Origin of the sequence: Streptomyces calvus (genome assembly GCF_006782915.1) — a bacterium.
Lineage (GTDB): Bacteria > Actinomycetota > Actinomycetes > Streptomycetales > Streptomycetaceae > Streptomyces > Streptomyces calvus.
Genome location: NZ_VCNP01000005.1, coordinates 73,090 through 99,072, shown reverse-complemented (window position 1 = coordinate 99,072; position 25,983 = coordinate 73,090). Strand labels below are relative to the sequence as shown.

23 protein-coding genes are annotated in these 25,983 nt (G+C 74.6%); 17 read left to right on the top strand and 6 right to left on the bottom strand.

Going from position 1 to position 25,983, the window contains the following annotated elements; genetic code table 11:
• The first annotated feature begins 335 nt into the window (after window positions 1-335).
• The 3 genes from FGW31_RS01905 (at window position 336) to FGW31_RS01895 (ending at window position 6,400) form a co-directional block, all read left to right on the top strand.
• Window positions 336-4,367 (top strand): cation-translocating P-type ATPase, encoded by a 4,032-nt coding sequence (locus tag FGW31_RS01905; protein WP_411757112.1) that lies wholly within the window; start codon window positions 336-338, stop codon window positions 4,365-4,367.
• 174 nt (window positions 4,368-4,541) lie between these two features.
• Entirely contained in the window at window positions 4,542-5,615 is a 1,074-nt protein-coding gene (locus FGW31_RS01900; protein ID WP_142191520.1) for an alcohol dehydrogenase catalytic domain-containing protein, read from the top strand.
• Between the two features lie 179 nt (window positions 5,616-5,794).
• Window positions 5,795-6,400 carry an Rv1733c family protein gene (locus FGW31_RS01895; protein WP_142191519.1) on the top strand — a complete coding sequence of 202 codons (606 nt, stop codon included), beginning with the start codon at window positions 5,795-5,797 and terminating at the stop codon, window positions 6,398-6,400.
• Window positions 6,401-6,491: 91 nt separating this feature from the next.
• Here the strand turns inward: FGW31_RS01895 and FGW31_RS01890 are convergent, their stop codons facing one another.
• Together FGW31_RS01890 and FGW31_RS01885 are read right to left on the bottom strand one after the other, a co-directional pair.
• Window positions 6,492-6,941, bottom strand: coding sequence for an SRPBCC family protein (locus FGW31_RS01890; protein WP_142191518.1), 450 nt, complete (start codon window positions 6,939-6,941; stop codon window positions 6,492-6,494).
• 105 nt (window positions 6,942-7,046) lie between these two features.
• Window positions 7,047-7,700: a class I SAM-dependent methyltransferase gene (locus FGW31_RS01885; protein WP_142191517.1), complete on the bottom strand. Its 654-nt coding sequence runs from the start codon at window positions 7,698-7,700 to the stop codon at window positions 7,047-7,049.
• 192 nt (window positions 7,701-7,892) lie between these two features.
• Here FGW31_RS01885 and FGW31_RS01880 point away from each other — a divergent pair, with 192 nt between their 5' ends.
• Window positions 7,893-8,345 (top strand): flavodoxin family protein, encoded by a 453-nt coding sequence (locus FGW31_RS01880; RefSeq protein WP_142191516.1) that lies wholly within the window; start codon window positions 7,893-7,895, stop codon window positions 8,343-8,345.
• Window positions 8,346-8,354: 9 nt separating this feature from the next.
• Here the strand turns inward: FGW31_RS01880 and FGW31_RS01875 are convergent, their stop codons facing one another.
• Window positions 8,355-9,437 carry a YihY/virulence factor BrkB family protein gene (locus tag FGW31_RS01875; protein WP_142191515.1) on the bottom strand — a complete coding sequence of 361 codons (1,083 nt, stop codon included), beginning with the start codon at window positions 9,435-9,437 and terminating at the stop codon, window positions 8,355-8,357.
• A 122-nt stretch (window positions 9,438-9,559) separates the two neighbouring features.
• Here FGW31_RS01875 and FGW31_RS01870 point away from each other — a divergent pair, with 122 nt between their 5' ends.
• The 4 genes from FGW31_RS01870 (at window position 9,560) to FGW31_RS01855 (ending at window position 13,825) form a co-directional block, all read left to right on the top strand.
• A complete protein-coding gene (locus tag FGW31_RS01870) occupies window positions 9,560-10,192 on the top strand; it encodes a GNAT family N-acetyltransferase (protein ID WP_142191514.1) in 633 nt (210 codons plus the stop codon).
• Window positions 10,193-10,488: 296 nt separating this feature from the next.
• The gene (locus FGW31_RS01865) at window positions 10,489-11,166 is read left to right on the top strand and encodes a lytic polysaccharide monooxygenase auxiliary activity family 9 protein (RefSeq protein WP_142191513.1); all 678 of its coding nucleotides are present in this window, start codon (window positions 10,489-10,491) and stop codon (window positions 11,164-11,166) included.
• 296 nt (window positions 11,167-11,462) lie between these two features.
• Window positions 11,463-13,475 (top strand): DUF1996 domain-containing protein, encoded by a 2,013-nt coding sequence (locus tag FGW31_RS01860; RefSeq protein WP_142191512.1) that lies wholly within the window; start codon window positions 11,463-11,465, stop codon window positions 13,473-13,475.
• Window positions 13,476-13,636: 161 nt separating this feature from the next.
• Window positions 13,637-13,825, top strand: coding sequence for a hypothetical protein (locus tag FGW31_RS01855; RefSeq protein WP_142191511.1), 189 nt, complete (start codon window positions 13,637-13,639; stop codon window positions 13,823-13,825).
• 33 nt (window positions 13,826-13,858) lie between these two features.
• Here FGW31_RS01855 and FGW31_RS01850 read toward each other — a convergent pair whose 3' ends face one another.
• Window positions 13,859-16,447: a SpoIIE family protein phosphatase gene (locus tag FGW31_RS01850; RefSeq protein WP_233288498.1), complete on the bottom strand. Its 2,589-nt coding sequence runs from the start codon at window positions 16,445-16,447 to the stop codon at window positions 13,859-13,861.
• A gap of 165 nt (window positions 16,448-16,612) precedes the next feature.
• Here FGW31_RS01850 and FGW31_RS01845 point away from each other — a divergent pair, with 165 nt between their 5' ends.
• Window positions 16,613-17,194 carry an AMIN-like domain-containing (lipo)protein gene (locus FGW31_RS01845; protein ID WP_142191509.1) on the top strand — a complete coding sequence of 194 codons (582 nt, stop codon included), beginning with the start codon at window positions 16,613-16,615 and terminating at the stop codon, window positions 17,192-17,194.
• Window positions 17,195-17,224: 30 nt separating this feature from the next.
• Here the strand turns inward: FGW31_RS01845 and FGW31_RS01840 are convergent, their stop codons facing one another.
• Window positions 17,225-17,890, bottom strand: a complete 666-nt coding sequence (locus tag FGW31_RS01840) for a GAF and ANTAR domain-containing protein (protein ID WP_142191508.1) — start codon at window positions 17,888-17,890, stop codon at window positions 17,225-17,227.
• 173 nt (window positions 17,891-18,063) lie between these two features.
• Here FGW31_RS01840 and FGW31_RS01835 point away from each other — a divergent pair, with 173 nt between their 5' ends.
• The 8 genes from FGW31_RS01835 to FGW31_RS01800 all read left to right on the top strand — a co-directional run bounded on the left by FGW31_RS01835 (window position 18,064) and on the right by FGW31_RS01800 (window position 24,391).
• Window positions 18,064-18,237 carry a CsbD family protein gene (locus FGW31_RS01835; RefSeq protein WP_142191507.1) on the top strand — a complete coding sequence of 58 codons (174 nt, stop codon included), beginning with the start codon at window positions 18,064-18,066 and terminating at the stop codon, window positions 18,235-18,237.
• A 181-nt stretch (window positions 18,238-18,418) separates the two neighbouring features.
• The gene (locus tag FGW31_RS01830) at window positions 18,419-19,294 is read left to right on the top strand and encodes a restriction endonuclease (RefSeq protein WP_233288497.1); all 876 of its coding nucleotides are present in this window, start codon (window positions 18,419-18,421) and stop codon (window positions 19,292-19,294) included.
• A gap of 101 nt (window positions 19,295-19,395) precedes the next feature.
• Window positions 19,396-19,662, top strand: coding sequence for a hypothetical protein (locus FGW31_RS01825; protein WP_142191506.1), 267 nt, complete (start codon window positions 19,396-19,398; stop codon window positions 19,660-19,662).
• A gap of 109 nt (window positions 19,663-19,771) precedes the next feature.
• A complete protein-coding gene (locus FGW31_RS01820; RefSeq protein WP_142191505.1) occupies window positions 19,772-20,644 on the top strand; it encodes an oxygenase MpaB family protein in 873 nt (290 codons plus the stop codon).
• A 124-nt stretch (window positions 20,645-20,768) separates the two neighbouring features.
• The gene (locus tag FGW31_RS01815; protein WP_142191504.1) at window positions 20,769-21,275 is read left to right on the top strand and encodes an SRPBCC family protein; all 507 of its coding nucleotides are present in this window, start codon (window positions 20,769-20,771) and stop codon (window positions 21,273-21,275) included.
• Window positions 21,268-22,917, top strand: a complete 1,650-nt coding sequence (locus tag FGW31_RS01810; protein WP_142191503.1) for a phytoene desaturase family protein — start codon at window positions 21,268-21,270, stop codon at window positions 22,915-22,917. Before FGW31_RS01815 ends, FGW31_RS01810 begins: the two co-directional genes overlap by 8 nt.
• A 79-nt stretch (window positions 22,918-22,996) precedes the next feature.
• Window positions 22,997-23,491 carry a hypothetical protein gene (locus tag FGW31_RS01805; protein ID WP_142191502.1) on the top strand — a complete coding sequence of 165 codons (495 nt, stop codon included), beginning with the start codon at window positions 22,997-22,999 and terminating at the stop codon, window positions 23,489-23,491.
• A gap of 21 nt (window positions 23,492-23,512) precedes the next feature.
• Window positions 23,513-24,391, top strand: coding sequence for an SDR family oxidoreductase (locus FGW31_RS01800; RefSeq protein WP_142191501.1), 879 nt, complete (start codon window positions 23,513-23,515; stop codon window positions 24,389-24,391).
• A 465-nt stretch (window positions 24,392-24,856) separates the two neighbouring features.
• On the opposite strand, the gene FGW31_RS01795 is transcribed toward FGW31_RS01800, so the two are convergent.
• Entirely contained in the window at window positions 24,857-25,933 is a 1,077-nt protein-coding gene (locus FGW31_RS01795; RefSeq protein WP_142191500.1) for a phytoene/squalene synthase family protein, read from the bottom strand.
• Window positions 25,934-25,983: the final 50 nt, after the last annotated feature.

Sequence of the window (25,983 nt, the reverse complement as noted above, 5' to 3'; positions counted from 1 at the left end):
GCCGCACATGTACATTCGCTTCGACGTCGCTCCCCTCGCGGGAGCCGTGGCGGGAGCCGCCGCGGGCGCCGCGCGCGGCACCGCCCAGGGGATGACGTCCGTCCACGACACGACGCGCCGCCTCGGCCACGTCGCCCGCAACGCCCTCGGCCGGGGGCGCCCCCCGGGGGGGCGCCCGCCACTGGCGGGCCGGGCCGCGCGTCCACCTCGCCCTGCGGCACCCGGACGGCGCCGTCGCGCCACTCGCCCGCAGGGCCGCCGCCGAACTGCTCGACCACCCGGACGTCCTGACGGCGTACTGGGACGACGGACTGTCCCGCCTTGTGGTGACCGCCGTGACGGACGCCGTCGGCGACCGCGTCACCGAACACGCCGTCGCGCTCGCCGCCCGCCTCGGACTCACCGAGGACGCAGGCCCGGACGAGGCGTCCGGGACCGCCCACCCCGGCGACCCCCGCGAGGTACGCGTCGCCGCCGCCGCGCTGGCCCTGGACGCCGCGGGCGCGGCCGGCGCCCTGACCGCCCGGTCGCTGCGGCTGCCCCGCAGCCCCAAGGCGGTCACCGCCGCCGTCACCCTGCTGCGCGAGAACCCCCGCTTCCGGGCGCTGCTGCGGCAGCGGTTCGGCAGGAGCGGCATGGAACTGCTCCTCGCCGCCGCCAACGCCGCCGCACACGGCGCCGGACAGTCCCCGGTGGCCCTCGTCCTCGACGGTCTGATGCGCACCGGCCAGCTCACCGAGGCCGCGGCCCGCGCGGCGGCCTTCGAGGCCCTGCACGACGACCTCTGCCGCGAACAGCGAACCAGCATCCCCTGCCCCACCGACACCCGCCCGCCCCTGCGGGTCACACCCGCCCAGGCCTACGCCGCCCACGCCGGCACCGGCAGCGTCGCGGGCGCCGCCGCCACCCTCCTCGTCACCCACGACACCCGCGAGGCGGCCGAGGCCGTCCTGGCCGGATCACCCAAGGCCGCCCGGTACGGCCCCGCCGCCTTCGACGCGGTCCTCGGCACCCACCTCGCCCGGTCCGGCGTCCTGGTCCGCAGCGCCGAACGGCTGCGGCAACTGGAGATCGCCGACTCCCTCGTCCTGCACGCCGACGCCCTGCGCAACCACACCCGGCCCGCCCCCGGCCACGACGGCAAACCCCCGCTGTTCGACGACCCCGTCGACCCCTGCGCCGAAGCGGTCCTCGACGCCGCCCGCCGTGCCGGGCTGCACGTGGTGATCACCGGCGGCTCCGACCTGAAGGACATCACCCGGCTCGCCGACGAGGTCGCCCCCGCCGACCTGCCCTTCGGCGACGTCGTCCAGGCGCTGCAGAACGACGGGCACATCGTCGTCGGCGTCGCCCGCGTGGCCGCGCGCGGCGGCGACGACGTGGCGCGCGGACTGCCCGCCGCGGACGTCGCGATCGCCCTCACCGACCACCGCGCCGCGACCGCCTGGGGCGCCGACGCCCTCGCCACCGGCGGACTCGCCGACGTCTGGCGGCTGCTGACGGCGATTCCGGCCGCCCGCCGCGTCGGCCGCCGGTCGCAGACCATGGCCCGCGCGGGCGCCGCCCTGTCGGGCCTCCTGGTGGCCCGCGGCGGCACCCCCGGCGGCCGGCTCTGGCAGCGGCTCACCCGGCACGCCCCCGTGAACATCGCCGCGACCGGCGCCCTGGTGACCGGCTGGACCGAGGCACTGCGCGTCGCCCGGGCCACACCGCCCGAACCCCGCCTGCACGTGCCCTGGCACGCCCTGGAACCGCACGAGGCCCGCGACCTGCTGCGCGACACCCGGACCGACGCCGAACCCGAGGGACTCGCCCTGCTCGCCGACCGCTCCCGGCAGCGGGCGGCCCGGCTCACCCGCACCCCCGTCGCCGCACCCGTCCGCTGGACGTGGCAGGCGGCCGGTGCCGTGCGCCGCGAACTCGACGACCCGCTCACGCCCGTGCTGGCCACCGGCGCCGTCGCCTCCGCACTGCTCGGCTCCGTCGTCGACGCCCTGCTCGTCGTCGGCGCCATGGACATCAACGCGGTCGCCGGCGGCCTGCAACGGCTGCGCGCCGAACGCGCCCTCGCCCGGCTCGCCGCCCGGCAACAGCCCAAGGCGCGCCGCCAGCTCTCCACGAGCCGCACGGTCACCGTCGACGCCAGCCGACTGCGCCCGGGCGACACGATCGGCCTCGCCGCCGGCGACGTCGTCCCCGCCGACGCCCGGCTGCTCGACGCCGAGGGCCTCGAGGTCGACGAGTCGGCGCTCACCGGCGAGTCCCTGCCCGTCACCAAGGACCTGGCCCCGACCCCCGGAGCACCGGTCGGCCGGCGGACCTGCATGGTCTTCGAGGGCACCACCGTCGTCGCCGGCCGGGCCGAGGCACTCGTCGTGGACACCGGCGACCGCACCGAGGCCGGCCGGGCCGTCGCGCTCGCCGCCCGCACCCCGCCGCCCGCCGGCGTCCAGGCCCGGCTGCAGGAACTCACCCGCAAGGCCCTGCCGGTGACACTGACCGGCGGGGCACTGGTGACCGGCCTGTCCCTGCTGCGCGGCAGCCCGATACGGCGTGCCGTCAGCGGAGGCGTCGCCGTGGCCGTCGCCGCCGTCCCGGAGGGCCTGCCGCTCGTCGCGACCGTCGCCCAGATGGCCGCCGCGCGCCGGCTCTCCCGGCGCGGCGTCCTGGTCCGCACCCCGCGCACCCTGGAGGCACTCGGCCGGGTCGACACCGTCTGCTTCGACAAGACCGGCACCCTCACCGAGAACCGCCTGCGCCTGGTCCGCGTCGCCACCGCCGACGGCACCGTCCTCGCACCGGACGCGGAACGGGCCGTCCCCGTCGTCCGCCTGGCCGCCCGCGCCTGCCCGCAGGAGGACACCGGCGAGGGACGCCGCGTCGCCCACGCCACCGACGAGGCCGTCCTCGACGTCGCCCCGCCGGACGGCGCCTGGACGGCCGACGGCGAACTCGCCTTCGAGGCCAGCCGCGGCTACGCGGCGGCCGTCGGCCGGGACGGCGACGCGGACGGCGGTCCGCTCCTCGTCGTCAAGGGCGCCCCGGAGACGGTCCTGCCCGCCTGCCGGGACCTCCCCGACGACGCGGCCGCCACCGCCCACACCCTCGCGGGACAGGGGCTGCGCGTCCTGGCCGTGGCCCGGCGCCCGTGCCGCGGCTCCGAACCCGCCGACGAACTCGACGCCGACCTCGCCGACCTGGAGTTCGCCGGGCTGATCGCGCTGGCCGACGTGCCGCGCGACACCTCGCAGGAACTCCTCACGGAACTGCGCCGGGCCGGCATCCTGCCCGTCATGCTCACCGGCGATCACCCGGAGACCGCGCGGGCCATCGCCCTGCAACTGGGCTGGCCGGAGGAGACCGACGTCGTCACCGGCGACGAACTCGTCGCCATGAGCCGCAGCGAGCGGGTCCGCGCGCTGCACGGCGCCGCCGTCGTCGCCCGGGTCGCGCCCGAGCAGAAACTCCACGTCGTGGAGGCCCTGCAGCAGACCGGCCGGGTGGTGGCCATGGCGGGCGACGGCGCCAACGACGCCGCCGCCATCCGCGCCGCCGACGTGGGCGTCGGCATCGAGTCCCGCGGCTCGGCCGCCGCCCGCAACGCCGCCGACCTCGTGCTCACCACCGGCGACCTGTCCGTCCTGGTGGACGCCGTCGGCGAGGGCCGCGCGCTGTGGCGCAGCGTCGCCGACGCGGTGAGCATCCTCATCGGCGGCAACGCGGGTGAGGTCGGCTTCAGCGTGCTGGGCACCCTGCTCGCCGGCTCCTCCCCGCTGTCGACCCGTCAACTGCTCCTGGTCAACCTGCTCACCGACATGTTCCCCGCCATGGCGGTGGCGGTGACCCCGAGCGACGACCCGGCGACGGCCGCGCCCGCCGCGACCGGGCCGATGGGCCTCGACGTCCTCGGCGCACCCCTGCTGCGCGCCATCCGGCGCCGGGGAGTGACGACCTGCCTCGGCGCGGTCACGGCGTATCTGATCGGCCGGTTCACCCCCGGCACCGAGCGCCGCTCCACCACGATGGCCCTGTGCGGCGTGGTCGGCGCGCAGCTCGTGCAGACCCTCTCCGGCCGCCGCCACAGCCCTCTGGTGTGGGCGACCGCCCTGGGCTCCGCCGCCGTGCTCGCCGCCCTGGTCCAGACGCCCGGCGTCAGCCACTTCTTCGGCTGCACCCCGCTCGGCCCGGTCGCCTGGCTCGGCGTCGCCCTCGCCATCACCCTGTCCGCCCTCGCTCCCCGCCTGGAGCACTCCGTACCAGTGCGCCGGCTCTACGACGCCGCCTCCCGCCTGGGCGCCCGGCTCGGCGAGTCCGCCCGCCGCACCCGTCCCCTGCTGCACACCGGCATCGCCCGCCCGGTGGCGTGAGGGACGGCGCGGGCCGGCCGTCACCGGCCGGCCCGCGCGCCAGCGGATCCGCCCCATTGCGCCCAGACTGGAAGGGCAGGGCGGCCCCGGCACCCGCCGGGACCGCCGCCGCGGGCGGGCACGGACGCGCCCGGCGCCGAAGCCCGCCGCACAGCGAGAAGGGTGAGGATCGGCATGAAGGGCTATGTCTTCCACGGTCCCGGGCAGTCCGCCTGGGAGGAGGTTCCCGACCCGGCCGTCAAGGAACCCGACGACGCGATCGTGCGCGTCGAGGCCGTCACCATCTGCGGGACGGACCTGCACATCCTCAAGGGCGACGTGCCGGAGGTCCGCCCGGGTACCGTGCTCGGCCACGAGGCGGTCGGCGAGATCGTCGAGACCGGCGGCGACGTCCGCACCGTGCGCCCCGGCGACCGGGTGCTGGTCTCCTGCGTCTCGGCCTGCGGGCGCTGCGGCTACTGCCGCGAGGGCATGTACGGCCAGTGCCGGGGCGGCGGGGGCTGGATCCTGGGCCACCACATCCACGGCACCCAGGCCGAGTACGTCCGCGTCCCCTACGCCGACCTGTCGGTGTACCAACTGCCCGGCACGCTCGCCGACGAGGACGCCGTGCTGCTCGCCGACATCTTCCCCACCGCCTACGAGGTGGGCGTGCTCAACGGGCGGGTGCGGCCCGGCGACACCGTCGTCGTGGTCGGCGCCGGGCCCGTCGGCCTCGCCGCGATCGCGACCGCCCGGCTGTTCGCGCCGGAGCGGGTCGTCGCCGTGGACCTGGCGGCGGCCCGGCTGCAGGCCGCGAAGGAGTTCGGCGCGGAGGCCGTCGCGGACGCGGGCGAGGCTCCCGAGCAGCTGATCGCCGACCTCACCGGCGGGCTCGGCGCGGACGTGGCCATCGAGGCGGTGGGCGTCCCGGAGACCTTCGAACTGTGCACCCGCATGGTGCGTCCCGGCGGACACATCGCCAACGTCGGTGTGCACGCCGCGCCCGCCACGCTGCACCTGGAAGACCTGTGGATCAGGAACGTCACCATCACCACCGGACTGGTCGACACCCACTCCACGCCCACCCTGCTGCGGATGGCGGCCGCCGGCCGGCTGCCCACCCGCCGGATGGTCACCCACACGTTCCCGCTCGACCGGATGCAGGAGGCGTACGACGTCTTCGGCAACGCCGCCGAGACCGGCGCGCTCAAGGTCGTCCTCGGGGTGCCGCAGCACGAGGTGGTCCCCGTGCACCCGACGGTCTGACGTGCGCCACGGCGCACCGCACGGTCCTCGGCCGCGTCGCCGCCGTCCTCGGCCACGCCTCCGCGGAAGCGCGGGACACCGCACCGGAAAGGGACTTTCGACCTGTACCGGACGAGGGCCGGAAGGTTCACCCTGGAAGAGTGGCACGGCCCGCCACCCGCACGAGGAGGTGACCGTCCATGGCCAGGACGCGAGGGGCGACGGTCCGCCGGGTGCGGCTGTGGCGGTGGCGGAGGAATCCGCTGCGCCGCCGCAGCGATCTGGTCGAGGCATGGCTGCGGCTGGTCACCGTCGTCCTCGCGCTGCTGCTCGGCGCGTCCGCCGGGGCGGCGGCGGCCGGCGCGGTGGACGCGTCGCTCGCCGACCGGCGGGAACGCACCCGTCCCGTCACCGCCGTCCTGGCGGAGGACACCGCACGCGGCACGTCGGCACCGGTGACGGAGAACGGGGACGGGAACGGCGGAGTGTGGGCGAAGGTGCGCTGGACCGCCCCGGACGGCACGATCCGCACGGGCCGCGCGGAGGTCGAACCGGGCAGCGGGGCGGGCAGCGCGGTCACCGTGTGGACGGACCCCTCGGGCCGGCTCGTCGCCGCACCGCCCGCGGGCGCGGAGGCGGCCTTCCAGACCGTCATGGCCGGCGGCACCGTCACCGTCACCACCGGGGGACTGGTGCTGCTCTGCGGACGGCTCGTCGGCGCGCGCCTGCAGCGGCGGCGCCTGGCCGAGTGGGAGGCCGAGTGGCGGCAGGTCGAGCCGACGTGGCGGAGGCGGATGACGGGCTGAGGGCGGACGGCGCGAGGAGGCGGAGCGGTGAACCGCTCCGCCTCCTCGCGTGCCGGTGAACGCCGGCCGGACGACCCGGCCGGCTCCGCCGTCAGACCTCGCCGCGCCAGGCGCCCGTCTCCAGGCCGCGCTGCTCGATGAACTCCTTGAACCGCTTCAGGTCACCGTCGACCTGCCGCTTGACGAAGCCGAGCTTGTCACCCACGCTCTCGGCCAGGCCGTCGGGGTCGAAGTCCATCTGCAGCATCACCTTGGTGGTGGTGTCCTGCAGACGGTGGAAGGTGACGACACCCGCCTGCTTCGCCTCGCCGCCCACCGTGGTCCACGCGACGCGCTCGTCCGGGATCTGCTCGGTGATCTCGGCGTCGAACTCGCGCTCCACACCGCCGACCTTCGTCACCCAGTGGGTGAGCGTGTCGGTGCGCTGCTCGATGCGCTCGACGCCGTCCATGAACTCCGGGAAGCTCTCGAACTGGGTCCACTGGTTGTAGGCCGTGCGAACGGGGACGTCGACCTCGATCGATTGCTCTACCTGCGACATGGATCAGGTACCTCGCTTTCCGATGGGAACGGGATACGGGTACCTGATCGGGCGTCGGACAATCATGGAGATCCCGTGAAACGGGAGACGGGGCGCGGGCGTGCGTCAGTCGCCGGGTTCGGTCTCCGCGCGCCGGCAGTGCAGGAACAGTTGCGGCTCCGGCATGGCGTCGGGGTGGGTCGGCGTGAACATCACGCTCTGCTCCGACTCCACCGCCAGGCCCGCCCCGCGCACGAGGGCGATGACGTCCTCGGCGGCGAAGCTGGTCACGCGCACGGGCTGCCCCATGAACACGCCGTCGAACTCCTCGACGTCGAGCGGCACCGTGGCCAGTACGAGCAGGCCGCCCGGCCGCAGCGCCCGGGCCAGCCGCCGCACCAGGTCCGACTGCTCCGCGCGAGGCATCTGCAGCAGCGCGAAGTACACGCAGACCGCGTCGTACGCACCGTCCTCCAGCGCGATGCGGCGCACGTCGGCGCACCGGAACTCGGCCTCGGGCACCTGTCGTGCGGCGATCTCCACCATCACCGGGGACACGTCGACGCCCAGCACACGGTGGCCGGCCGCGGCGAGCACGGCGGCCGTGGGCCGCCCGGTCCCGCTGCCCACGTCCAGCACCTTGCTGCCGGGCGCCAGCCGGGCGAGCAGCCATTCGAGCGACGCGCGGTGGGCCGCGGAGGAGGCGAACGCCTTCTCGTACTCGCTGCCCAGCGCGTCGAACACCGCCGCCGCCGGTGACCCCTGCTCCTCGTCCGCCACAACGCACCCCCGTGTCCGTCAACCGATGCGAGGGCATCGTGTCACTCCCGCCGCGCCCTCACAACGGGAGGCGGGCCGCGCGGCACGGGTGTCGCGCGGCATGACGTCCGTGCCCCGGCCCCCGCTCGGGCCGGCCCGGCCCGGCCGCGGTCCGGCTTGCGGGCAGGGGGACCAGCACGGCAGGGTCGGTGCGTGCCGACCCTGCTGATCGTCCACCACACGCCCTCGCCCAACTGCCAGGCGATGTTCGAAGCCGTCCTCTCCGGAGCCACCGCCCCGGAGATCGAGGGCGTCCGGGTGGTGCGGCGCGCCGCGCTGTCCGCCACCGCCGCCGACGTCCTCGAGGCCGACGGCTATCTGCTCGGCACCCCGGCCAATCTCGGCTACATGTCGGGGGCGCTCAAGCACTTCTTCGACCAGGTGTACTACCCCTGCCTCGACACCACCCGGGGCCGGCCCTTCGGCGCCTACGTGCACGGCGGGAACGACGTCACCGGCGCCGTACGGGGCCTCGACGCGATCACGACGGGCCTCGGCTGGCGGCGGGCCGCCGACACCGTGACCGTCACCGGCGAGCCCGACCGGGCGGCCGTCGAACGGTGCTGGGAACTGGGCGCCACGCTCGCCGCCGGCCTGATGGAGTGAGACCGTCCGTCAGCCCCCGTCGTCCATGCGCCGCCGGTCCTGCTCGTCCCAGGCCCGCGTGTCACGCGGCTGCGTGTACGGCTCCGCCTCCGGCGGATGCCCTCCGGCGATGGCCCGCTGCCGGGCGATCTCCGCGTCGAACTCCAGCCCCAGCAGGATCGCGAGATTGGTGATCCACAGCCAGATCAGGAACACGATGACACCGGCCATCGTGCCGTAGGTCTTGTTGTACGAGCCGAAGTTGGCGACGTAGAAGGCGAACCCGCCGGACGCCACCAGCCAGATCACCAGCGCCAGGAAGCTGCCCGGCGTGATCCACCTGAAGCCCTTGACCTTGGCGTTGGGGGCGGCCCAGTACAGCAGCGCGATCATGACGGTGACGAGGACCACCAGCGCCGGCCACTTGGCGACGGACCACACGGTCAGCGCCGTGTCGCCGACGCCGAGCGCGCTGCCCGCCTGCCGGGCCAGCCCACCCGTGAAAACCACCATCAGCGCACTGACGACGGCCAGCACCATCAGTACGACCGTCATGCCGAGCCGCACCGGCAGCACCTTCCACACCGGACGCCCCTCGGGCATGTCGTACACGGCGTTCGCCGACCGCATGAACGCGGCCACGTACCCCGAGGCGGACCAGACGGCCAGCACCAGGCCGACGATCGCCATGATCGAGCCGATGCCCGCGTTGCCCTGCAACTGCTGGACCGCCCGGGTGATGATGTCGCGGGCCGAGCCGGGCGTGAGTTCCCGGAGGTTCTCCAGCACCCTGTCGGTGGTGTCCCTGCCGGTGAGTCCCAGCAGGGACACCAGCACCAGCAGTGCCGGGAACAGCGAGAGCACACCGTAGTACGTCAGCGCGGCGGCCCGGTCGGTGAGTTCGTCGTCCTTGAACTCCCGCACGCTGCCCTTCAGCGCCGCGCGCCACGCGCCCTTCGGCAGGTGTGCCGGTGTGTCCGGCGCCGTCCGTTCCACGTCGCGGTCCGGCCCGGGCCCGTCCTGCGCGTGGCCCGGCCGTCCGTCCCGACGGTGCTCGTCCGTCGTGTTGTCCTCGGCCTGTCGGCCGTTGCGCCCCGGCATGTGCAGCTTCATGGCCGCCGGGTAACCAGCCGCCGGTCGGCCAATCCAGGGCGTGCGGGCGACGGGATGCGGTGGGGTGCGGCGGTTACGGGAAAACAGTTGTGGGAGCGCTCCCAAGGGATCAGTATGCAGGCATGACCGAGTCCCCCGTGATCCGTCCGTACCGCCCCGAGGACCGGCCGGCCCTCGACGAGATCTGTGTCCGCACGGCGCACAACGGCCAGGACAGCCGCCCGTTCTACGCCGACCCGAGCGTCTTCACCGACACGTTCGCTGCCCCGTACGTCCACCTGGAACCGGAGTTGGCCTTCGTACTGGACGACGGTGCCGGCCGGGCGGTCGGCTACATCCTCGGCACCGCCGACACCGTCCGGTTCGCCGAGCGGTTCCGCACCGAGTGGCTGCCCCTGGTCGCCGACCGCCACCCCGAGCCGTCCGTGCCACCGCGGACCCCCGACGAGTCGATCGCCTGGCTGCTGCACCACCCCGAACGCATGGTCGTGCCCGAACTGGCCGCCTGGCCGGCCCATCTGCATATCGACGTGCTCCCCGCGTGGCAGGGGTGCGGCCACGGCCGGGAGCTGATGCGCACCTTCCTCACCGCCCTGCGTGATCGGGGAGTGCCGTCCGTCCATCTCGTCATGGCGGTGGCCAACAAGCCCGCGCGCGCCTTCTACGACCGCATGGGCTTCGAGGAGATCGCCGCGCCCATGGACGACTCGGTCGTCTGCCTCGGCCGTACGACGGGTCATCCCGACCGGCTCTGACCGGCACCGACCGGCACCGACCGACACCGGCCGGCTCTGGCCGGCATTGACCGGCATTGACCGGCTCTGACGGGCTCTCCGGCGGGCCGGAGGGGCTGGTTCCGTCGAATGCATCGAACGCGCCACGGCCCGCGGGAAGTGGCGCGAATCGGCGTTGCCGCTCCGCCCCGCCAGGCGCAGCCTGTCCATTGGGAGCGCTCCCATCACCGCGTCGCAGTCCGCAGTCCGAGTCGCGGTCGGGGCGCGCTCACTGCTGTCCCCGATCCCCACAACCCCCACATCGGAGAGAAGGCTTCATGAGTTGGCATGGGCATGCTGTGCTGTTGTCGCTCCGGTCCCGTGTGACGCTCGCCCTGAGCGTCGTCGCCGCCACGCTGCTCTGTCTGATCCCCTGGAGTGGCACCGCCGTCGCCCACGGCTCCGTGGTCGACCCCGCGTCCCGCAACTACGGCTGCTGGCAGCGCTGGGGGAGTGACTTCCAGAACCCGGCGATGGCCCAGGAAGACCCCATGTGCTGGCAGGCGTGGCAGGACGACCCCAACGCCATGTGGAACTGGAACGGCCTCTACCGCAACGGTTCCGCCGGCAACTTCCAGGCCGTCGTGCCGAACGGCCAGCTGTGCAGTGGCGGGCACGCCGAATCCGGGCGCTACAACTCCCTGGACACCGTGGGCGCGTGGAAGACCACGAACGTGGACGACAACTTCACCGTCAAGCTGCACGACCAGGCCAGCCACGGCGCGGACTACATCCTGGTGTACGTCACCAAGCAGGGTTTCGACCCCACCACCGAGCCGCTGGGCTGGGACGACCTGCAGCAGGTGGCCCGCACCGGCAAGTACGCCCCCGGCCAGAACTACTCGATCCCGGTGAGCACGTCCGGTCTCAGCGGCCGCCACGTCGTCTACACGATCTGGCAGGCCTCGCACATGGACCAGACGTACTTCCTGTGCAGTGACGTGAACTTCGGCTGAGCCAGAGGCAGCGCGCCGACCCGTCATCGGGTCGTCGGGTCCCCGCCGGACACCCTGTCCGGCGGGGACCCGTGGCGTGCGGGGGCACGGAGGAATCCCTGGACGGCCCGAGGAATCCGGGCGGCAGGTGAACACACGGCGGTCCGCCCGCGTATGGGGCGTGGGAATTTCCTGCCGACCCCCCGCGACAGAAGCGTAGGAGTACTGCCTTGGCACGCAACACACGCAGACGCCCAAGAGGTCCACAGCGCGCGACCTTCGCCGCGGTCGCGCTGATCCTGGGCGGAGGGGGGTTGATGGCGGCCAACGTCTACGCCTCCGCGACGGTGGACGACGCCCCCGCCGGGGGAGCGGGCCGGGCGCGCGTGCTGGGCGGCGCCACGATCGACTGCCCCGATGTCGCGACGCGCCTGACGTCGGTGCCCGAGCGGGCGCGGCCAGAGGTCGACAAGGAACTCGCCGCCCTGGACGAGCAGATCGCGCAGGCCTACCGGCGCCTCGGGGAATCGGCCGAGGCCGTCCGGCAGGATCCCGGCTTCGCGGACGAAAGGATCGTCGAGCCGCTGGGGGAGGAGCGGTCCGCGACCCTCGAACGCATCGTCGCCGCCATCGACGCGGCCGGTGACCGCCCCGCCGGCCTGGAGGAACTCGCCGACTGCACCGTCCGCGACTCGGGCAACGCGTCCGCCCCGCCGGCCGACGGCCGGAACGGCGGAGAACAGGACGACGGCGGTCAGGACGGTGAGCAGGGGCAGGGCGGCAACGGCGGGCAGGCGGGCAACGGTCCCGTCGCCGCCGACTACGCGGACATCACCGGTGCGCCGGCCGCGCCCGCGGAACCGGAGCGCACGGAGGACGCCTCGCGCGGCACCTTCACCAGCAGTTGCGGGGTCAACGAGAACGGCCTGTTCAACTCCGACAACGTGATCGCCGCACCGGGTGTCGCCAACGGTGCCCACCACTTCCACGACTACATCGGCAACCAGGCCACCAACGCCTTCTCCAGCGACGACGACCTGGCGAAAGCGGACACGAGCTGCGAGGACCCGGGCGACCGGTCGTCGTACTACTGGCCGGTGCTGCGGCTGCAGAACGGGACCCAGGAGCAGGACGCGGCATCCCCGGGCGGCGGCATCGAGGGCAACGCCGGTGAGATCGTCACGCCCAAGGAGGTCACGCTGACCTTCGTCGGCAACCCGCGCGGCGAGGTGACCGCGATGCCGCGGCTGCTGCGCATCATCACGGGCGACGCCAAGTCCTTCGTCAACGGCCCCGCCAACGCCAACGCCTCCTGGAGCTGCACCGGTTTCGAGGACCGGCAGCTGAAGGACAAGTACCCGCTGTGCCCGCAGGGCAGTGACGTGGTCCGCACGTTCAGGTTCCAGAGCTGCTGGGACGGGCGCAACATCGACAGCGCCAACCACCGTACGCACATGGCGTTCACGGCCGCCGACGGCTCCTGTCCGTCCGGCTTCCGTCCGGTTCCCCAGCTGGTGCAGCGCATCGTCTACGACGTCGACGCGCCGAGCCTGGACGACGGCGGACGGACGACACCGCTGTTCGCGGTGGACTCCTTCCCGGAGCAGTTGCACAAGCCGGTCACGGACCACGGCGACTTCATCAACGTCTTCGACGAGGATCTGATGCGGGAGATGGTCGGCTGCATCAACAGCGGCCGCACCTGCGGCGCGGGCGCCGACGGCGGTGAGCAGCCGGGTGGCGAGCAGCCCGGCGGTGAGGAGCCGGGTGGTGAGCAGTCGCAGGAGCCCACGGCCGCGCCGGAGAACCCCGGCGACGGCGGCGACGGCGGCGACGGTGAGGGCGGCGACGCGGGCGAGCAGCCCGGCGGCGGCCGGCCGGAGAACCCCTCGGAGCCCCCGGCCACCGAGCAACCGGCCGACGAGCAACCGGCCGACGAGCAACCGGCCACCGAGCAACCGGCCGACGAGGAACCGGCGACCGAGGAGCCGGCAACCCGGGAACCCGCCACCGAGGAACCGGCCGGCGAGTCCGGCGCGCCCGGGGACGGCGGCGACCGGCCTGAGGTCCGTGTCTCCCCGTCCGCCGAGGAGAACACCGAGGCCACCGGCACCGGCGCGGACAACGGCGACGGAGACAACACCGGTGACGCCAACGCCGGTCATGACGACACCGGTGACGGCAACGGCGCCCCGGCCGACGACGGCACCGAGCCGCAGGCCGTGACCGGCGGACTGGCCGAGACCGGCGCCCAGCTGTGGCCCGCCGCGGCGGGAGCGGTCCTCGTCACCGCAGGGGTCGTGGTGCTGCGCCGGGTGCGCCGTACGTGACCTGAGCCCGCACACGGGCCGCACCGACCGGCGGCGGGACCCACCCCCTCGGGTCCCGCCGCCTCCGGCACGGTTCAACCGGCCTCCGGTGTGTGACACTTGGCGGGGAGGCCGCGGTGCCGTCCGAGGGGAGCGCCGGCCGGCCGTAGAGGGGAGTTGCCGTGGAGCAGCAGACCGTGGGCACGCGCGAGAGCACGGACGAGGCGGCGACCGCCCGCCACGCCCGTTTCGGACACCTCCCGGAGCCCGTCCGGGTGGAGGACATGGTCGAGGAGCGGCCGGCCGTCGCGCCGGACCCCGCCCGCACCGCCTACGACCCGGACGAATGGCTGGTGCGCTACTGCCTGTGACACCGACCGCCCCCGCCCCGGGGAGAGGCCCCGTCAGGGTGCGGCGTCCCAGCCGTAGGCCGTCAGCAGCAGCGCCACGTCGTCCGGACGGTCCTCGGTGCGGCGGGCCGTCCTGACCAGCCGGTCGGCGAGTTCCTCGACCGAGGCGGCCCGGTCGTCGGCCAGGGAGCGGCGGACCGTCTCGATGCCCGTCTCGATGTCACCGCCGGGTGTCTCGACCAGCCCGTCGGTGTACAGCACGAGGACACTGCCCGGTGCCAGCGTCAGGGACGTGACCGGGTACACGGCGTCCGGCTGCACACCGAGCAGCACCCCACCGGGCAGGTCGAGACTCTCGGTGCGCCCGTCGGGATGACGCAGCAGGGGCGGGGGGTGACCTGCCCGGACGGCCAGCGCGCGGCCGGTCCCCGGATCCAGTTCGATGTAGCAGCAGGTGGCGAAGACATCGGTCTCCAGCTCGGCCAGCAGCCGGTTCGTATGGGTGATGACCTCCTGCGGCGGCCGGCCGCTCGCGGCGAACGCGTGCACCGCGCTGCGCAGCTGCCCCATGACGGCCGCCGCGCCCACACTGTGTCCCTCGACGTCACCGATGACCAGCGCCACCCCGCGCCCCGTCCTGATCACGTCGTACCAGTCGCCGCCGATGGCCATGCCCTGGGTGCCGGGCAGGTAGCGGCCCGCGGTGAGCAGCCGGTCGATGGCGGGCAGCCGGTGCGGCAGCAGCCCTTCCTGCAGCCCGCGCGCCACCGCCGACTCCGCGTCGTAGAGCCGGGCCCGCTCCATCGCCTGCGCCGCCAGCCCGCCCAGCGCGGTCAGCGCGCTGCGCTCCTCCGGGGTGAACCGGTGCGGCGTGCTCCAGCCGAGGATGCAGGAGCCGACCGGGTGCCCTGAGGCGATCAACGGCAGGAACGACCAGGCGTTCATCGGATCGAGGACCAGCTCCGGATAGGCGTTGACCAGCGCCTCGGGCGACTCGAAGAACAGCGGAAGCCGCGTGGTGAGCGCATGCACGCCGGGCAGGTTCGCGTCCAGCGGCACCCCCTCGAAACGGTCGAGGAAGTGCTCCGGATAGCCCGACTCCCACAGCAGGTGCATCCGCCCCTCGCGGATCAGGTACAGGGCGATCTCCTGCGCGCCGAACGCCGGCAGCAACTGTTCGGCGACGGCCCGGCAGACGTCCCTGACGGTCACCGCCTCCGTCAGCACACTGGCCATCTGCACCACGTGGTACAGGGCGCCCGCGCGGGGCGCCGCCACCAGCTCCGACGTCGGCGCCGCGGCGGCCGGGCCGAGCGGAGCCAGGGCGCGGCCCGGCTCCGCGCCGACCGGGGCGTCGGTGCGGAACACCCGGCCGGTCAGGCCGTGCACGCCGGGATACAGCACGAAGCCCAGCCAGCCCCCGTCCGCGGCGTGCACCAGATACGACACCGTCTCCTGCGACAGCATCGCCGCCCGGTAGCGGTCCTCGTACGCCGGATCGTGCAGCCAGGTGAGCGCCTCCCACGGGTGGTGACCGAGCAGGCTGTCCAGCTCGCATCCCAGCAGTTCCAGACAGCGGCGGTTGGCGTAGCTGACCCGGCCGTCCTGGTCCAGGGAGAACAGCCCGTCGGGCAGCCGCTCGGCGGCCTCCGAGGCCGCGACCCCGCCGGCCGCGTCGACGAGGGCGCCCACCAGCAGCCGGCCGGGCCCCTCCGCCCGTACGACGTGCCCCCACAGCTCCACCGGCCGGTACCGGATCTGCCCGTCGCCCCGGCGGTCGTCCAGCACCCGGAAGCGCCGGGCCCTGACCTGACCGGCGTCCGCCGCCTCCCGCCGGCTCGCCCGCAGTTCGTACAGGTCGTCCGGGCTCACCCGGGCCTCGACCTCCGCCATGGTCCCGCCGAAGCCGTCCCGGGAGACACCCAGCAGCGACAGCGCGTCGTCGTCCCCCGACCACCGGTCGCTGTCCAGATCCCACTCGACCATGCCCACCGACACCGCCCGCGCCGGCGGCGTGGGCAGCTGCACGCCGACCGGCTGGTCGTCGTAGTCGATGCCGTACGCGACGGCGTCCGGGCCCGTGGGGCCGGGCATCCGGCGGGCGAACTCGGTGAGGCGGCGCTCCATGTCCCGCCCGGCGTCGTGCAGCACCACGCCCACCGCCCGCTCGTCCATCCGCTCCCGGGCCACCGAACGCAGCACGACCAGCACCCCCACGGCCTCGCCGCCGACCCGCACGGGCTGGTAGGCGGACGCGAACGGATACGGCAGCGCGGCCGTGAACTGCGGGAACCGCAGCATCGTCGCCGCCTCGTCCGGCAGCCACAGGCTCTCGACCCTGCGGTACGCCTCGGACATGGGCAGCCCGCCGCCCACGGGCACCCGCCACCAGGACTTCAGCAGCGACCGCGGAACCCCGCACACCACGCACAGCACCAGCGAACGCCGGTCGCGTGACCGCAGGTACACCAGCCCGCCGTACCCCTGCATCGCCCGGACCGCCGCCACCACGGGCTCCGCGATGACGTCCTCGATCCGGGGCGCCGCCTGCGCAGCCCGCCCCGCACCGGACTCGCCGTCCGTACCCCGTCCGCGCACGCCCGCCGGCCGCTCCCCACGCGGTACGGCGGCTGCCTCATCCATGTCGCCCCCTCCCGGTGCGGACGCACTGAACACTGTTCGCTGGTCGCTCCCACCAGGATGTGCCATGCCGGGCGGTCCGGCGACCGGCCGCACCACGACCGCAACCATCCGGGCATCCCGGTCGTCTCACCGGATATCAGAAGGATGCGAGCCCAGGGGGCCGAAATGCTGAAAAACCGAACCCTCTGCGTGGCCTTGGCGCTTGCGTGTTCCACCCTGGCCGCCGCGGCCGTCCCCGCCGTCGCCGCAGCGCCGACCGCCGCCCGGGCCACGGCCTGCCCGACCGGCTGGGGCAGCCAGGCCCGGACCGACGCCGACACCACGACCAACCCGCTGCGCGACATCCGGACCGGCCAGCACGACTGCTACGACCGCATGGTCGTCGACCTGCCCGGCACCGCGCGCAGCGGCCTCGGCTACTCCGTCCGGTACGTCGACCGCGTCCACCAGGACGGATCCGGCCGTCCCGTCTCCGTCGCCGGTGGCGCCGTCCTCGAAGTCCGGGTCGCCGCGCCCTCGTACGACCCCGAAACCGGCGCAGCCGTCTACCCGGCGCGCGCCGGACGCCCGCTGCCCGGCGTCGACCTCACCGGATACCGCACCTTCCGGGACGCGCGGTTCGTCGGCAGCTTCGAGGGCGAGACACAGGTCGGCCTCGGCGTGCGCGCACGCCTGCCGTTCCGGGTCCTGCAGTTCCAGGACCGCATCGTGATCGACGTCGCCCACACCTGGACGGGCCGGCGCTGAGCGCGTCACCGCACCCGGGCCGCCGCCCGGTCACTGCTCCGGGGCGCCCGTCTCGCACACCCGGCGCGCCACCTCGCGCAGCTTGGTGTTGGTGCGCTGGGAGTGGGTGCGCAGGATGTCGAACGCCTGCTCCTCGGTGATGTGGTGGCGGCCCATGAGGATGCCCATCGCCTCGCCGATCATGTGCCGGGTGGAGATGGCCTCCTGCATCTGCGCGTCGGTCAGGGCGGTGGAGAAGGCGACCGCCGCATGCGAGGCCAGCAGCCAGCCCGCCGTCTCGCTGTCCTCGGAGAACGCGCCGGGCTTGCGGGAGTACATGTTGAGGGCGCCCAGCTCCTCCTCGCGCGTGTACAGCAGGAAGCCCATCATGCTGCCCACGCCGAGTTCCCGGCAGCGCGGCACGAACGACGTCCAGCGCTCCGGGTCCTCGGTGAAGTCGGGGATGCGGAAGACCCGTTCGGTGGTCTCGGGCCGGGCCGCGTCGAAACACGGCCCCTCCCGCAGGCTCTCCTGGAGGCGGTCGCTGTCGGTCACCAACTGCTCGGTCGGCGCCAGCGACTGCACCTGGTTCCCGCGCAGCACGAGAATGCCGGACGCGTCGCAGCCGTCGACCAGCTCCACCGCCGACCTGGAGATCTGCTGCAGCGTCGCGTCCAGGGTGTTCTCCGCGAGAAGATCACGCGCCATGGAAGCCATCTGCTGAGCGAAGATCCGCCAGTCCACCGTCCGCCTCCGAGCCCGTGGTCGTCTTGTCCGTGCACTGTTCATCGTGGCACGTCAGATACCCGCCCACCTTCCCCGAAACAGGTTTGGGGACGGCCCGACCGGCCACCCGGACGGTCAGGACCGAGAGAACGGAGCGGACGGACGTGGCTGGAGAGCAGAAGGCGAAGGCCAAGGTGGAGCAGGCCGAGGGCAAGGCCAAGGAAGCAGCGGGCCGCGCCCTGGGGGACGAGCAGCTCGAGGGCGAGGGCCGCACGGAGCAGGCCAAGGGCGACGCGCGCACGGCCAAGGAGAAGGTGAAGGACGTCTTCCGGCACTGAGGACCCGCCCGGTTTCCCGGGCGATGCCGGACCCGGCGGGGTCCCTGCTGCGGCAGGGACCCCGCTCTCGTGTGCGCGGCCGGTGAACGGTCCGATCGCGGGCAGACGGCGTAGATGATCTCCGGTGGTCCGCGCGACCCCGGGGTGACCCGAGCCCGCCCCACGGAGAGGAAACGCCACGGTGACCACGCCCGAGCGCCGTACCCGTCCGCTGCGGTCCCGCGAACGCCGCTTCCGCCGTCCCGACCGTTTCGACCTGCGGGCCACGGCGATGTACTTCGGTCTGCTGGCCACGGTCCTCGTCGTCGGAGGTCTCGCGGTGCGCGCGCTCGCCGGGGTCGTGGAGCGGCGCCCGGCGTGGTTCGCCGTCCTGCTGTGCCTGTGCCTCGCGCCCGCCCTGGCCCGCGGACTGCGACGCCGGCGGAGGCCGTCCGCGGCGCGCCTCGCCCGCCGGGCCGGCCAGGCCCTGGAGGGCGCCACGGCCACGGCACTCGACGCCCTCGACACGCCGCCGCCCACCCCGCCCGAGCCCGTGGTCCCCGCACCGCGGCGCGCGCCGGACGCTCCGGCGGCGGCCGAGGACGCCGCCGTCACCGACTCCCACGAGTACGACGCGCTGAGCCCCGAGGAGTTCGAGGAGGCGATAGCGGCCCTGTGCGTGCGGGACGGCTGCACGCAGGTGCAGGTCGTCGGCGGTGCCGGAGACCTCGGCGCGGACGTGCTGGCCCTGACCCCGGAGGGCCGGCGACTCGTCGTCCAGTGCAAGCGCTACAGACACCACAACGGCGAAAACGGCGACGTCGACAGCAGCGACAGCAGCGGCAACGGCGGCAACAAGGTCGGCTCGCAGGACCTGCAGCGCTTCGGCGGCACCTGCTTCACCGTCCACGAGGCGGACGTCGCCCTCGTCGTCACCACCAGCGGCTTCACCGCACCGGCCGAGGAGTACGCCGCGCAGTGCGGCATCGTGTGCGTGGACCGCGAGGCGCTGCTCGCCTGGGGCGAGGGAACGGCGCCGCCGCCCTGGACGGCCGGCGCCGACGGCGTGGACGCGTAGAGGGGGTGTCTCGCCGATCTCGCCGATCTCGCCGATCTCGCCGATCACGCCGGGCTCCCGGCGTAGCGCCCGTTGTCAGTGCCGGATGCCACCCTGCCGGTATGGACGAGCTGGAGTTCATGCGCGGCAGGGTCTACGGGGCGGACCACGACGATCCGGGCCCGCGCGACGGACGGTCGTACGTGGAGCTGGCCGGGGGCCCGCTGGACGGACTGCTGCTGGACGTCACCGGCCGCAGCGAGCGGGACCTGCGGGACGGAGTCGGCCTGCGCACCGAGATAGGCCGCTACGGCCCCGGCGGACGCGCGGTCTACGTGCCCCGCGGCACCGACGGCCGGGTCTACGACTGGCTCGGCGACATCCCCTGAGCGCGCCGGAGCGGGCCGCCCGGCCGCGGGTACGCGACGGGGGAGCGGGGCAGACGTAGCCGTAGGGCGCCCACCGGTCGCGGTGGACGCGGGAAGGGCGGAGCGAGTCATGGGACTGCTCACGGAAGGCGGCTCGGTGGTGCGCGACCGGATCGGTCACGCGATCTTCTCCCGGGTGGCCGGACCGGACGGCCCCGACAACCGCGCCCGCATCCACGACACGCCGGGACCGCGCTGGTTCGGCCCCGAGCGGCCGGTCAGAAGGGTGCACGGCGACGCCTCGATGTTCATCGGCGGACTGTCGGCTCTGCTGCTCCAGTCGCTGCACCCGCTCGCCATGGCCGCCGTCGCCGGACACTCCGGCTTCCGCGGCGACCCGTGGGGGCGGCTGCAGCGGACCAGCACCTTCCTCGCCGTCACCACCTACGGCACCGCCGACAGCGCGCAACGGGCCGTCGACCGGGTCCGATCCGTGCACGAGACGGTGCGCGGCACCACCGTCGACGGCGAGGAGTACCGGGCCACCGACCCCCGTCTGCTGTGCTGGGTACACGTCGCCGAGGTCGACAGTTTCCTGCGCGCCCACCAGCGCTACGGCGCCCACCCGCTCGACGACGCGGGCTGCGACGCCTACGTCGCCGACATGGCCCGCATCGCGCTCGCGCTCGGCGTGCCCGACCCGCCGGTCGACCGCGCCGGACTCGCCGACCGGCTGGCCGCCTACCGCGGTGAGCTGCGCTCCACCCCCGAGGCCCGCAGCACGGCCCGCTTCCTGCTGTTCAACCCGCCCGTGCCGCTGCTCGCCCGCCTGCCGTACGGCGTCCTCGCCGCCAACGCGGTCTCCCTGCTGCCGGTGTGGGCGTCCCGCGCGCTGGGGCTGCCCCGCCTACCGCCGGCCGAGAGCGTGTGCGTACGCCCGCTCGGCACCGCCGTCACCGCGGGCATCCGCTGGGCCCTGGCCCCCGCCCGCGGCACGACCTGACCGCCGGACCGCGCCGTGTGCTCCTCATTCCTCCGGTTGACGTGCGCCGGATTCCTCCGGTTGACGTGCGCCGGAGCGGGCACTCAGTGCTGACTGGTGTCGCTCGAGGACCCGGGAGGTAGCAGTGGCGGTTCGCCATCGTCTGATCCGTACGAGCCCACGGAGCGTCTGGGCCGTCCTCGCCGACGGCAGCCGGTACGCGGAGTGGGTGGTGGGCACCTCGACCTCGGAGCCGGTGCGCGGGCACTGGCCGGAGCTCGGCGCGGCCATCCGCTACGAGGTGCGCATCGGCCCGCTGTCCCTGTCCAACAACACCGTGGTGCGGCGCTGCGTGCCGGGCGAGGCGCTGGAACTCGAGGCCGACGCCGGGCCGCTCGGCACGGCCCGGATCGCCATCGACGTGCGGCCCTGGGGCGACGACTGCCTGGTCATCGTGGACGAGCACCCGCTGCGCGGAGCGGGCAGCCTGGTGCACAACGTGGCCGTGGAGGCCCTCATCCAGATCCGCCACCGGACGATGCTCGCCAGGCTCGCCGGGATCTGCGAGCGGGAGGCCGCCGAGGAGGAACGGCGCCGCCCCCTCGGCCAGGTCGTGTCGCACGGACCCGGCACGGGAGACGCCGGTGCCTGACGCCGTGGTGATCGGGGCAGGCCCCAACGGGCTGGTCGCGGCCAACCTGCTCGCCGACGCCGGCTGGAGCGTGGCGGTGCTGGAGGAGCAGCCGGAACCGGGTGGCGCCGTACGCCACGACCGGGGTGCCGACCCGGACTTCGTCAGTGACGTGTGCAGCTCCTTCTACCCGCTCGCCGCGGCCTCCCCGGTCGTCGCCGGGCTGCGCCTGGACCGGCACGGGCTGCGCTGGAGCCACGCCCCGCACGTCCTCGCGCACCCGCTGACCGACGGCCGGTGCGCGGTGCTCGACCGCCGCCTCGACGTCACCGCCGATTCGCTGGAGGCCTTCGCGCGCGGCGACGGAGCCGCCTGGCGCCGGCTGCACGACATGTGGCAGACCATCCGCCCCGACCTGCTGAACGCCCTGTTCACCCCGTTTCCGCCGATCCGTTCCGCGGCCCGGCTGGCGGTCCGGCTGCGCGGCACCGGCGGGCTGCGCATGGCGCGCACCCTGGTCCTGCCGGTGCGGCGCATGGCGGAGGAGGAGTTCCGGGGCGAGGGCGGCGGACTGCTGCTGGCGGGCAACGCGCTCCACGCCGACCTGGCGCCGGAGGCCGCGGGCAGCGGCGGCTTCGGCTGGCTGATGTCGATGCTCGGACAGAGCTACGGCTTCCCCGTGCCGGCCGGCGGCGCGGGCGCCCTCACCGGTGCCCTGGTGCGCCGTCTGGAGAGCCTCGGCGGGGTGGTGCGCTGCGGGCAGCGCGTCGACCGGATCGTGGTGCGCGACGGGCGGGCGGCCGGAGTACGCACGGCCGGCGGCGAGACGGTCACGGCCGGCCGCGCGGTCCTCGCCGACGTGGCCGTGCCCGCCCTGTACGGCGAACTCCTCGAACCCGAGGACCTTCCCGCCGAGCTCCTGTCCGACCTGCGGCGCTTCCAGTGGGACTTCGCCACCTTCAAGGTCGACTGGGCGCTCGACGGCCCGGTGCCCTGGCGGTGCGAGCAGGCCGCGGGCGCCGGAACCGTCCATCTCGCGGACGGACTGAACGAACTCACCCGCTTCGCCGCCCAGCTCGCCACCGGCACCGTCCCGGACCGCCCGTTCTGCCTGTTCGGCCAGATGACGACCGCGGATCCCACCCGTTCCCCGGACGGCACCGAGTCCGCGTGGGCGTACACCCACGTACCGCACGAGGTCGCCCGCGACGCGGGCGAGGAGTCCCTCACCGGCGCCTGGGACGGCACGGAGCAGGAGGTCATGGCCGACCGGGTGGAACGCCAGGTGGAACGGTTCGCGCCCGGCTTCCGCGCCCTGATCCGCTCCCGCCGCATCATCGCCCCGCCCACCTTCCAGTCCCTCGACCGCAACCTGCACGGCGGCGCCATCAACGGTGGCACCGCCGCCATGCACCAGCAGCTGTTCTTCCGTCCGGCACCCGGCACCGGCCGCCCCGAGACCCCCGTCAGGGGCCTGTACCTGGCGTCCGCCGGGGCCCATCCGGGCGGCGGCGTGCACGGCGCGCCCGGCGCCAACGCCGCACGCGCCGCACTGCGCCGTTCCCTGGCGCCGGGCCTGACCGGGGCGCAGCGACTGCTGTCCCGCCGGGACCGCACCGGCCGCCGCCGACCGGACACGGGCACCCGGACGGACCGCGGGTGACCGGCGCGTACGGCACCGGCCGCACCCGTCGCCCGGCGGGCCCGGCAACCGACCGACGACCACAGGAGGAGGCGAGACGATGACCGCGCACGACGACGGCCCCGACCGCGCCCACCGGCGCCCCGAGGGCGTCAGCGACGAGACGGTGGAGGCGCTCGGATCGCTGTCCAAGGCACTGGAGACGACCGAACGCGCCCGGGGCCACCTGTACAGCTTCCACCAGCTCACCGGCACCGCCGACCTCGAACTGGACCGGACGGTCGAACTGCTGCACAAGGCCGGCCACCCGGACTGGGCCGAGGCGGTGCGCACCCAGGTGCTGGGCCGCAACGTGATTCCCGGCCACTGGACGTTCCAGATCGTCGAGGACTACGACACGACGTACTACCAGCCGTTCCGGGAACTGGAACAGGCCGCCGTCGAGGAGCTGGCCGACGGCCGGGACCACCTCTACGAGGCCGAGATGAAGGAGGCCCGCCGCACCGTCGGCCACCCCGACCACACCGCCCGCCCCGACACCACCCCGCGGTCCCGCACGGACCGGGACCGCGACAGCGAGGCAAGCCGGGACTGAACCGCGTGGAGGAGACCGCCGATGAAGGCCCAGCCCCTGCGTGACCGCACCGTCGTGATCACGGGCGCCGCCCGCGGAGTCGGCGCCGCGCTGGCCCGCGAACTCGCCCGGCGCGGCGCCCGGCCGGCCCTGCTCGGCCACGAGGGGGCACGGCTGGAGGCGGTGGCCGCCGCACTGCCCGGGCCCGCCCTGGTCCACGAGGTCGACGTCACCGACGAGGCCTCACTGGCGGACGCCGCGGAACGGGTCAGGGAACGCCTCGGCGTCCCGTCCGCCGTGGTGGCCAACGCCGGTGTCGCAGAGGGCGGCCCGTTCGCCGACTCCGATCCCGCCCGCTGGCGGCGCGTGATCGACGTCAACCTGACCGGCAGCGCGGCCACGGCCCGCGCCTTCCTGCCGGACCTGCGGGCCACGCGGGGCTACTACCTCCAGGTCGCCTCGCTGGCCTCCATCGCCGCCGCACCGATGATGAGCGCCTACTGCGCCTCCAAGGCGGGCGTCGAAGCCTTCACCCACGCCCTGCGCGCCGAGGTGGCGCACCACGGGATCGCCGTCGGCATCGGCTACCTGAACTGGATCGACACCGACATGATCCGCGACGGCGACCGTTACACCGTTCTGCGCGAACTGCGCGGCAACATGCCCGCGCCGGTCCGGCGCGTCCACCCGGCGGAACTGGCCGGCGTCCGGCTCGCCACCGCCGTGGAACACCGCAGCACGGCCGTCTACCTGCCCCGCTGGCTGCGCCTCGCCCAGGTGGGACGCGCCGCCGTGCCGCCCGTGGTGATGCGCGTGACCCGCCGCGAACTGGCCCGCCTGGAGGCCGAGGACCCCCTGCACTCCACCGGCCTCCTGGGCGCCGGCGGCACGGCGGACGCACCACGGGCCCGCCCGCCGTGACGCCCGGGGACCCGGCGGTCCGGCCCTCGCCCGGCCGCGGCCACCGGGCGACCCGGCGGCCCGGTCTCCCGTGGGCCGTTCAGCCGGGCAGGCGTCCGTGCGTCCGCCAACGGTCTTCCGGGAACGCGCCAGCCCGTGCGCCCCACCCGGCAGGCTCGGAATAGTCCGCTGGTGCCTTTCGCACGGCGTTTCTGGGTAGTGGCATGCCTGCCGTGACGCCCGGGGACCCGGCGGTACGGCCCTCGCCCGGCCGCGGCCACCGGGCGACCCGGCGGCCCGGTCTCCCGTGGGCCGTTCGGCCGGGCAGCCGTCCGTGCGTCCGCCAACGGTCTTCCGGGAACGCGCCAGCCCGTGCGTCCCACCGGCACGCTCGGAATAGTCCGCCGGTGCCTTTCGCACGGCAGCTTCGGGCAGTTGCACGCCCGCCCTGTCGTGCGGCGCCGGCGCGTGGAGGTTCGGTGCCTCTCACACGGCGCCTTCGGGCAGCGGCACGCCCGTCGCGTCGTACGGGACCGGCGCGCGGAGGTCCGCGGGCCGGACGGCGGCGTCCCGGGCGCGCAGCCGGGCCGCCAGCACCCGGGCGAGTCCGTCGGCGGCCACCACGGCGCGGCGCCGGCGCGGGACCACCGCCCGGCGGTGCACCACCGCGTAGCCGTCCCGGGCCACGGCGTCCAGGATCGCGCCGTACAGCACGAACGCCGCGCGGATGCACGGCCGGGACACCGGCTCCAGCATCCGCAGGCCCGGCGCCGCCTCCCGGTACACGCCCCGCGTCAACGCCGCGAACTCCTCCAGCGCCGACGTGATCCGCCGGTCGCGGTGGCCCGTGTCCCGGCTCCAGCGCAGCAGCGCCCGGTCCACGCCGTGCGCGGCGAGCAGGTCCGCGGGCAGGTACACGCGCCCCCGGTCGAGGTCCTCGCCCACGTCGCGCAGGAAGTTGGTCAGCTGGAACGCCACGCCGAGGGCTGCCGCGTGCGGCGCCGCCGTCTCGCGCGGCACGACAGTGCCGAGGACCGGCAGCATCTGCAGCCCGATGACCGCCGCCGAACCGTGCATGTACCGGCGCAGCGCCGCGTAGTCCGGGTAGTCCGTGACCACCAGGTCGGAACGCATGGCGGTCATGAAGTCGGCGAAGTGGCCGTGGTCGATGCCGTACCGGCGCGCGGTGTCCACGACGGCCCGCACCACGGGTTCGCGGCTGTCACCGTCCCGCAGACCCCGGTCGAGTTCCCGTTGCAGCGCGGCGAGTCCGGCGTCGCGGCGTGCGGGCCCGGCATCCGTGCCGAGCGCGTCGACGATGTCGTCGGCCTTGCGGGCGAAGCCGTACAGGGCGTGCACGGCCGGGCGCCGCTCGACGGGCAGCAGGCGGGTGGCGAGGAAGTACGTCCGGCCGTGCCGGGCGTTGAGGCGGCGGCAGTGGCGGTAGGCCTCGCGCAGCGCCGGGTCGGTGACGCCCGCCGCGTCGAGTTCACGGCCACTCGCGCGGAACGCTCCCGCACGGTCGCGCGCCCCGTCGGCGTGCGGGAGCCTTCCGCGCGTCACACGGTCGGGCGTCACACGGTCGGGCGGCAACCGGACGGAGGGTCCCGGCG

Coding starts and splice junctions, on each gene's coding strand:
- FGW31_RS01825 (WP_142191506.1), top strand. CDS start 19,396: ATGGACGAGCTGGAGTTCATGCGCGGCAGGGTCTACGGGGCGGACCAC.
- FGW31_RS01845 (WP_142191509.1), top strand. CDS start 16,613: ATGCTGAAAAACCGAACCCTCTGCGTGGCCTTGGCGCTTGCGTGTTCC.
- FGW31_RS01870 (WP_142191514.1), top strand. CDS start 9,560: ATGACCGAGTCCCCCGTGATCCGTCCGTACCGCCCCGAGGACCGGCCG.
- FGW31_RS01895 (WP_142191519.1), top strand. CDS start 5,795: ATGGCCAGGACGCGAGGGGCGACGGTCCGCCGGGTGCGGCTGTGGCGG.
- FGW31_RS01865 (WP_142191513.1), top strand. CDS start 10,489: ATGAGTTGGCATGGGCATGCTGTGCTGTTGTCGCTCCGGTCCCGTGTG.
- FGW31_RS01860 (WP_142191512.1), top strand. CDS start 11,463: ATGGCGGCCAACGTCTACGCCTCCGCGACGGTGGACGACGCCCCCGCC.
- FGW31_RS01850 (WP_233288498.1), bottom strand. CDS start 16,447: ATGGATGAGGCAGCCGCCGTACCGCGTGGGGAGCGGCCGGCGGGCGTG.
- FGW31_RS01820 (WP_142191505.1), top strand. CDS start 19,772: ATGGGACTGCTCACGGAAGGCGGCTCGGTGGTGCGCGACCGGATCGGT.
- FGW31_RS01805 (WP_142191502.1), top strand. CDS start 22,997: ATGACCGCGCACGACGACGGCCCCGACCGCGCCCACCGGCGCCCCGAG.
- FGW31_RS01800 (WP_142191501.1), top strand. CDS start 23,513: ATGAAGGCCCAGCCCCTGCGTGACCGCACCGTCGTGATCACGGGCGCC.
- FGW31_RS01890 (WP_142191518.1), bottom strand. CDS start 6,941: ATGTCGCAGGTAGAGCAATCGATCGAGGTCGACGTCCCCGTTCGCACG.
- FGW31_RS01900 (WP_142191520.1), top strand. CDS start 4,542: ATGAAGGGCTATGTCTTCCACGGTCCCGGGCAGTCCGCCTGGGAGGAG.
- FGW31_RS01840 (WP_142191508.1), bottom strand. CDS start 17,890: ATGGCTTCCATGGCGCGTGATCTTCTCGCGGAGAACACCCTGGACGCG.
- FGW31_RS01875 (WP_142191515.1), bottom strand. CDS start 9,437: ATGAAGCTGCACATGCCGGGGCGCAACGGCCGACAGGCCGAGGACAAC.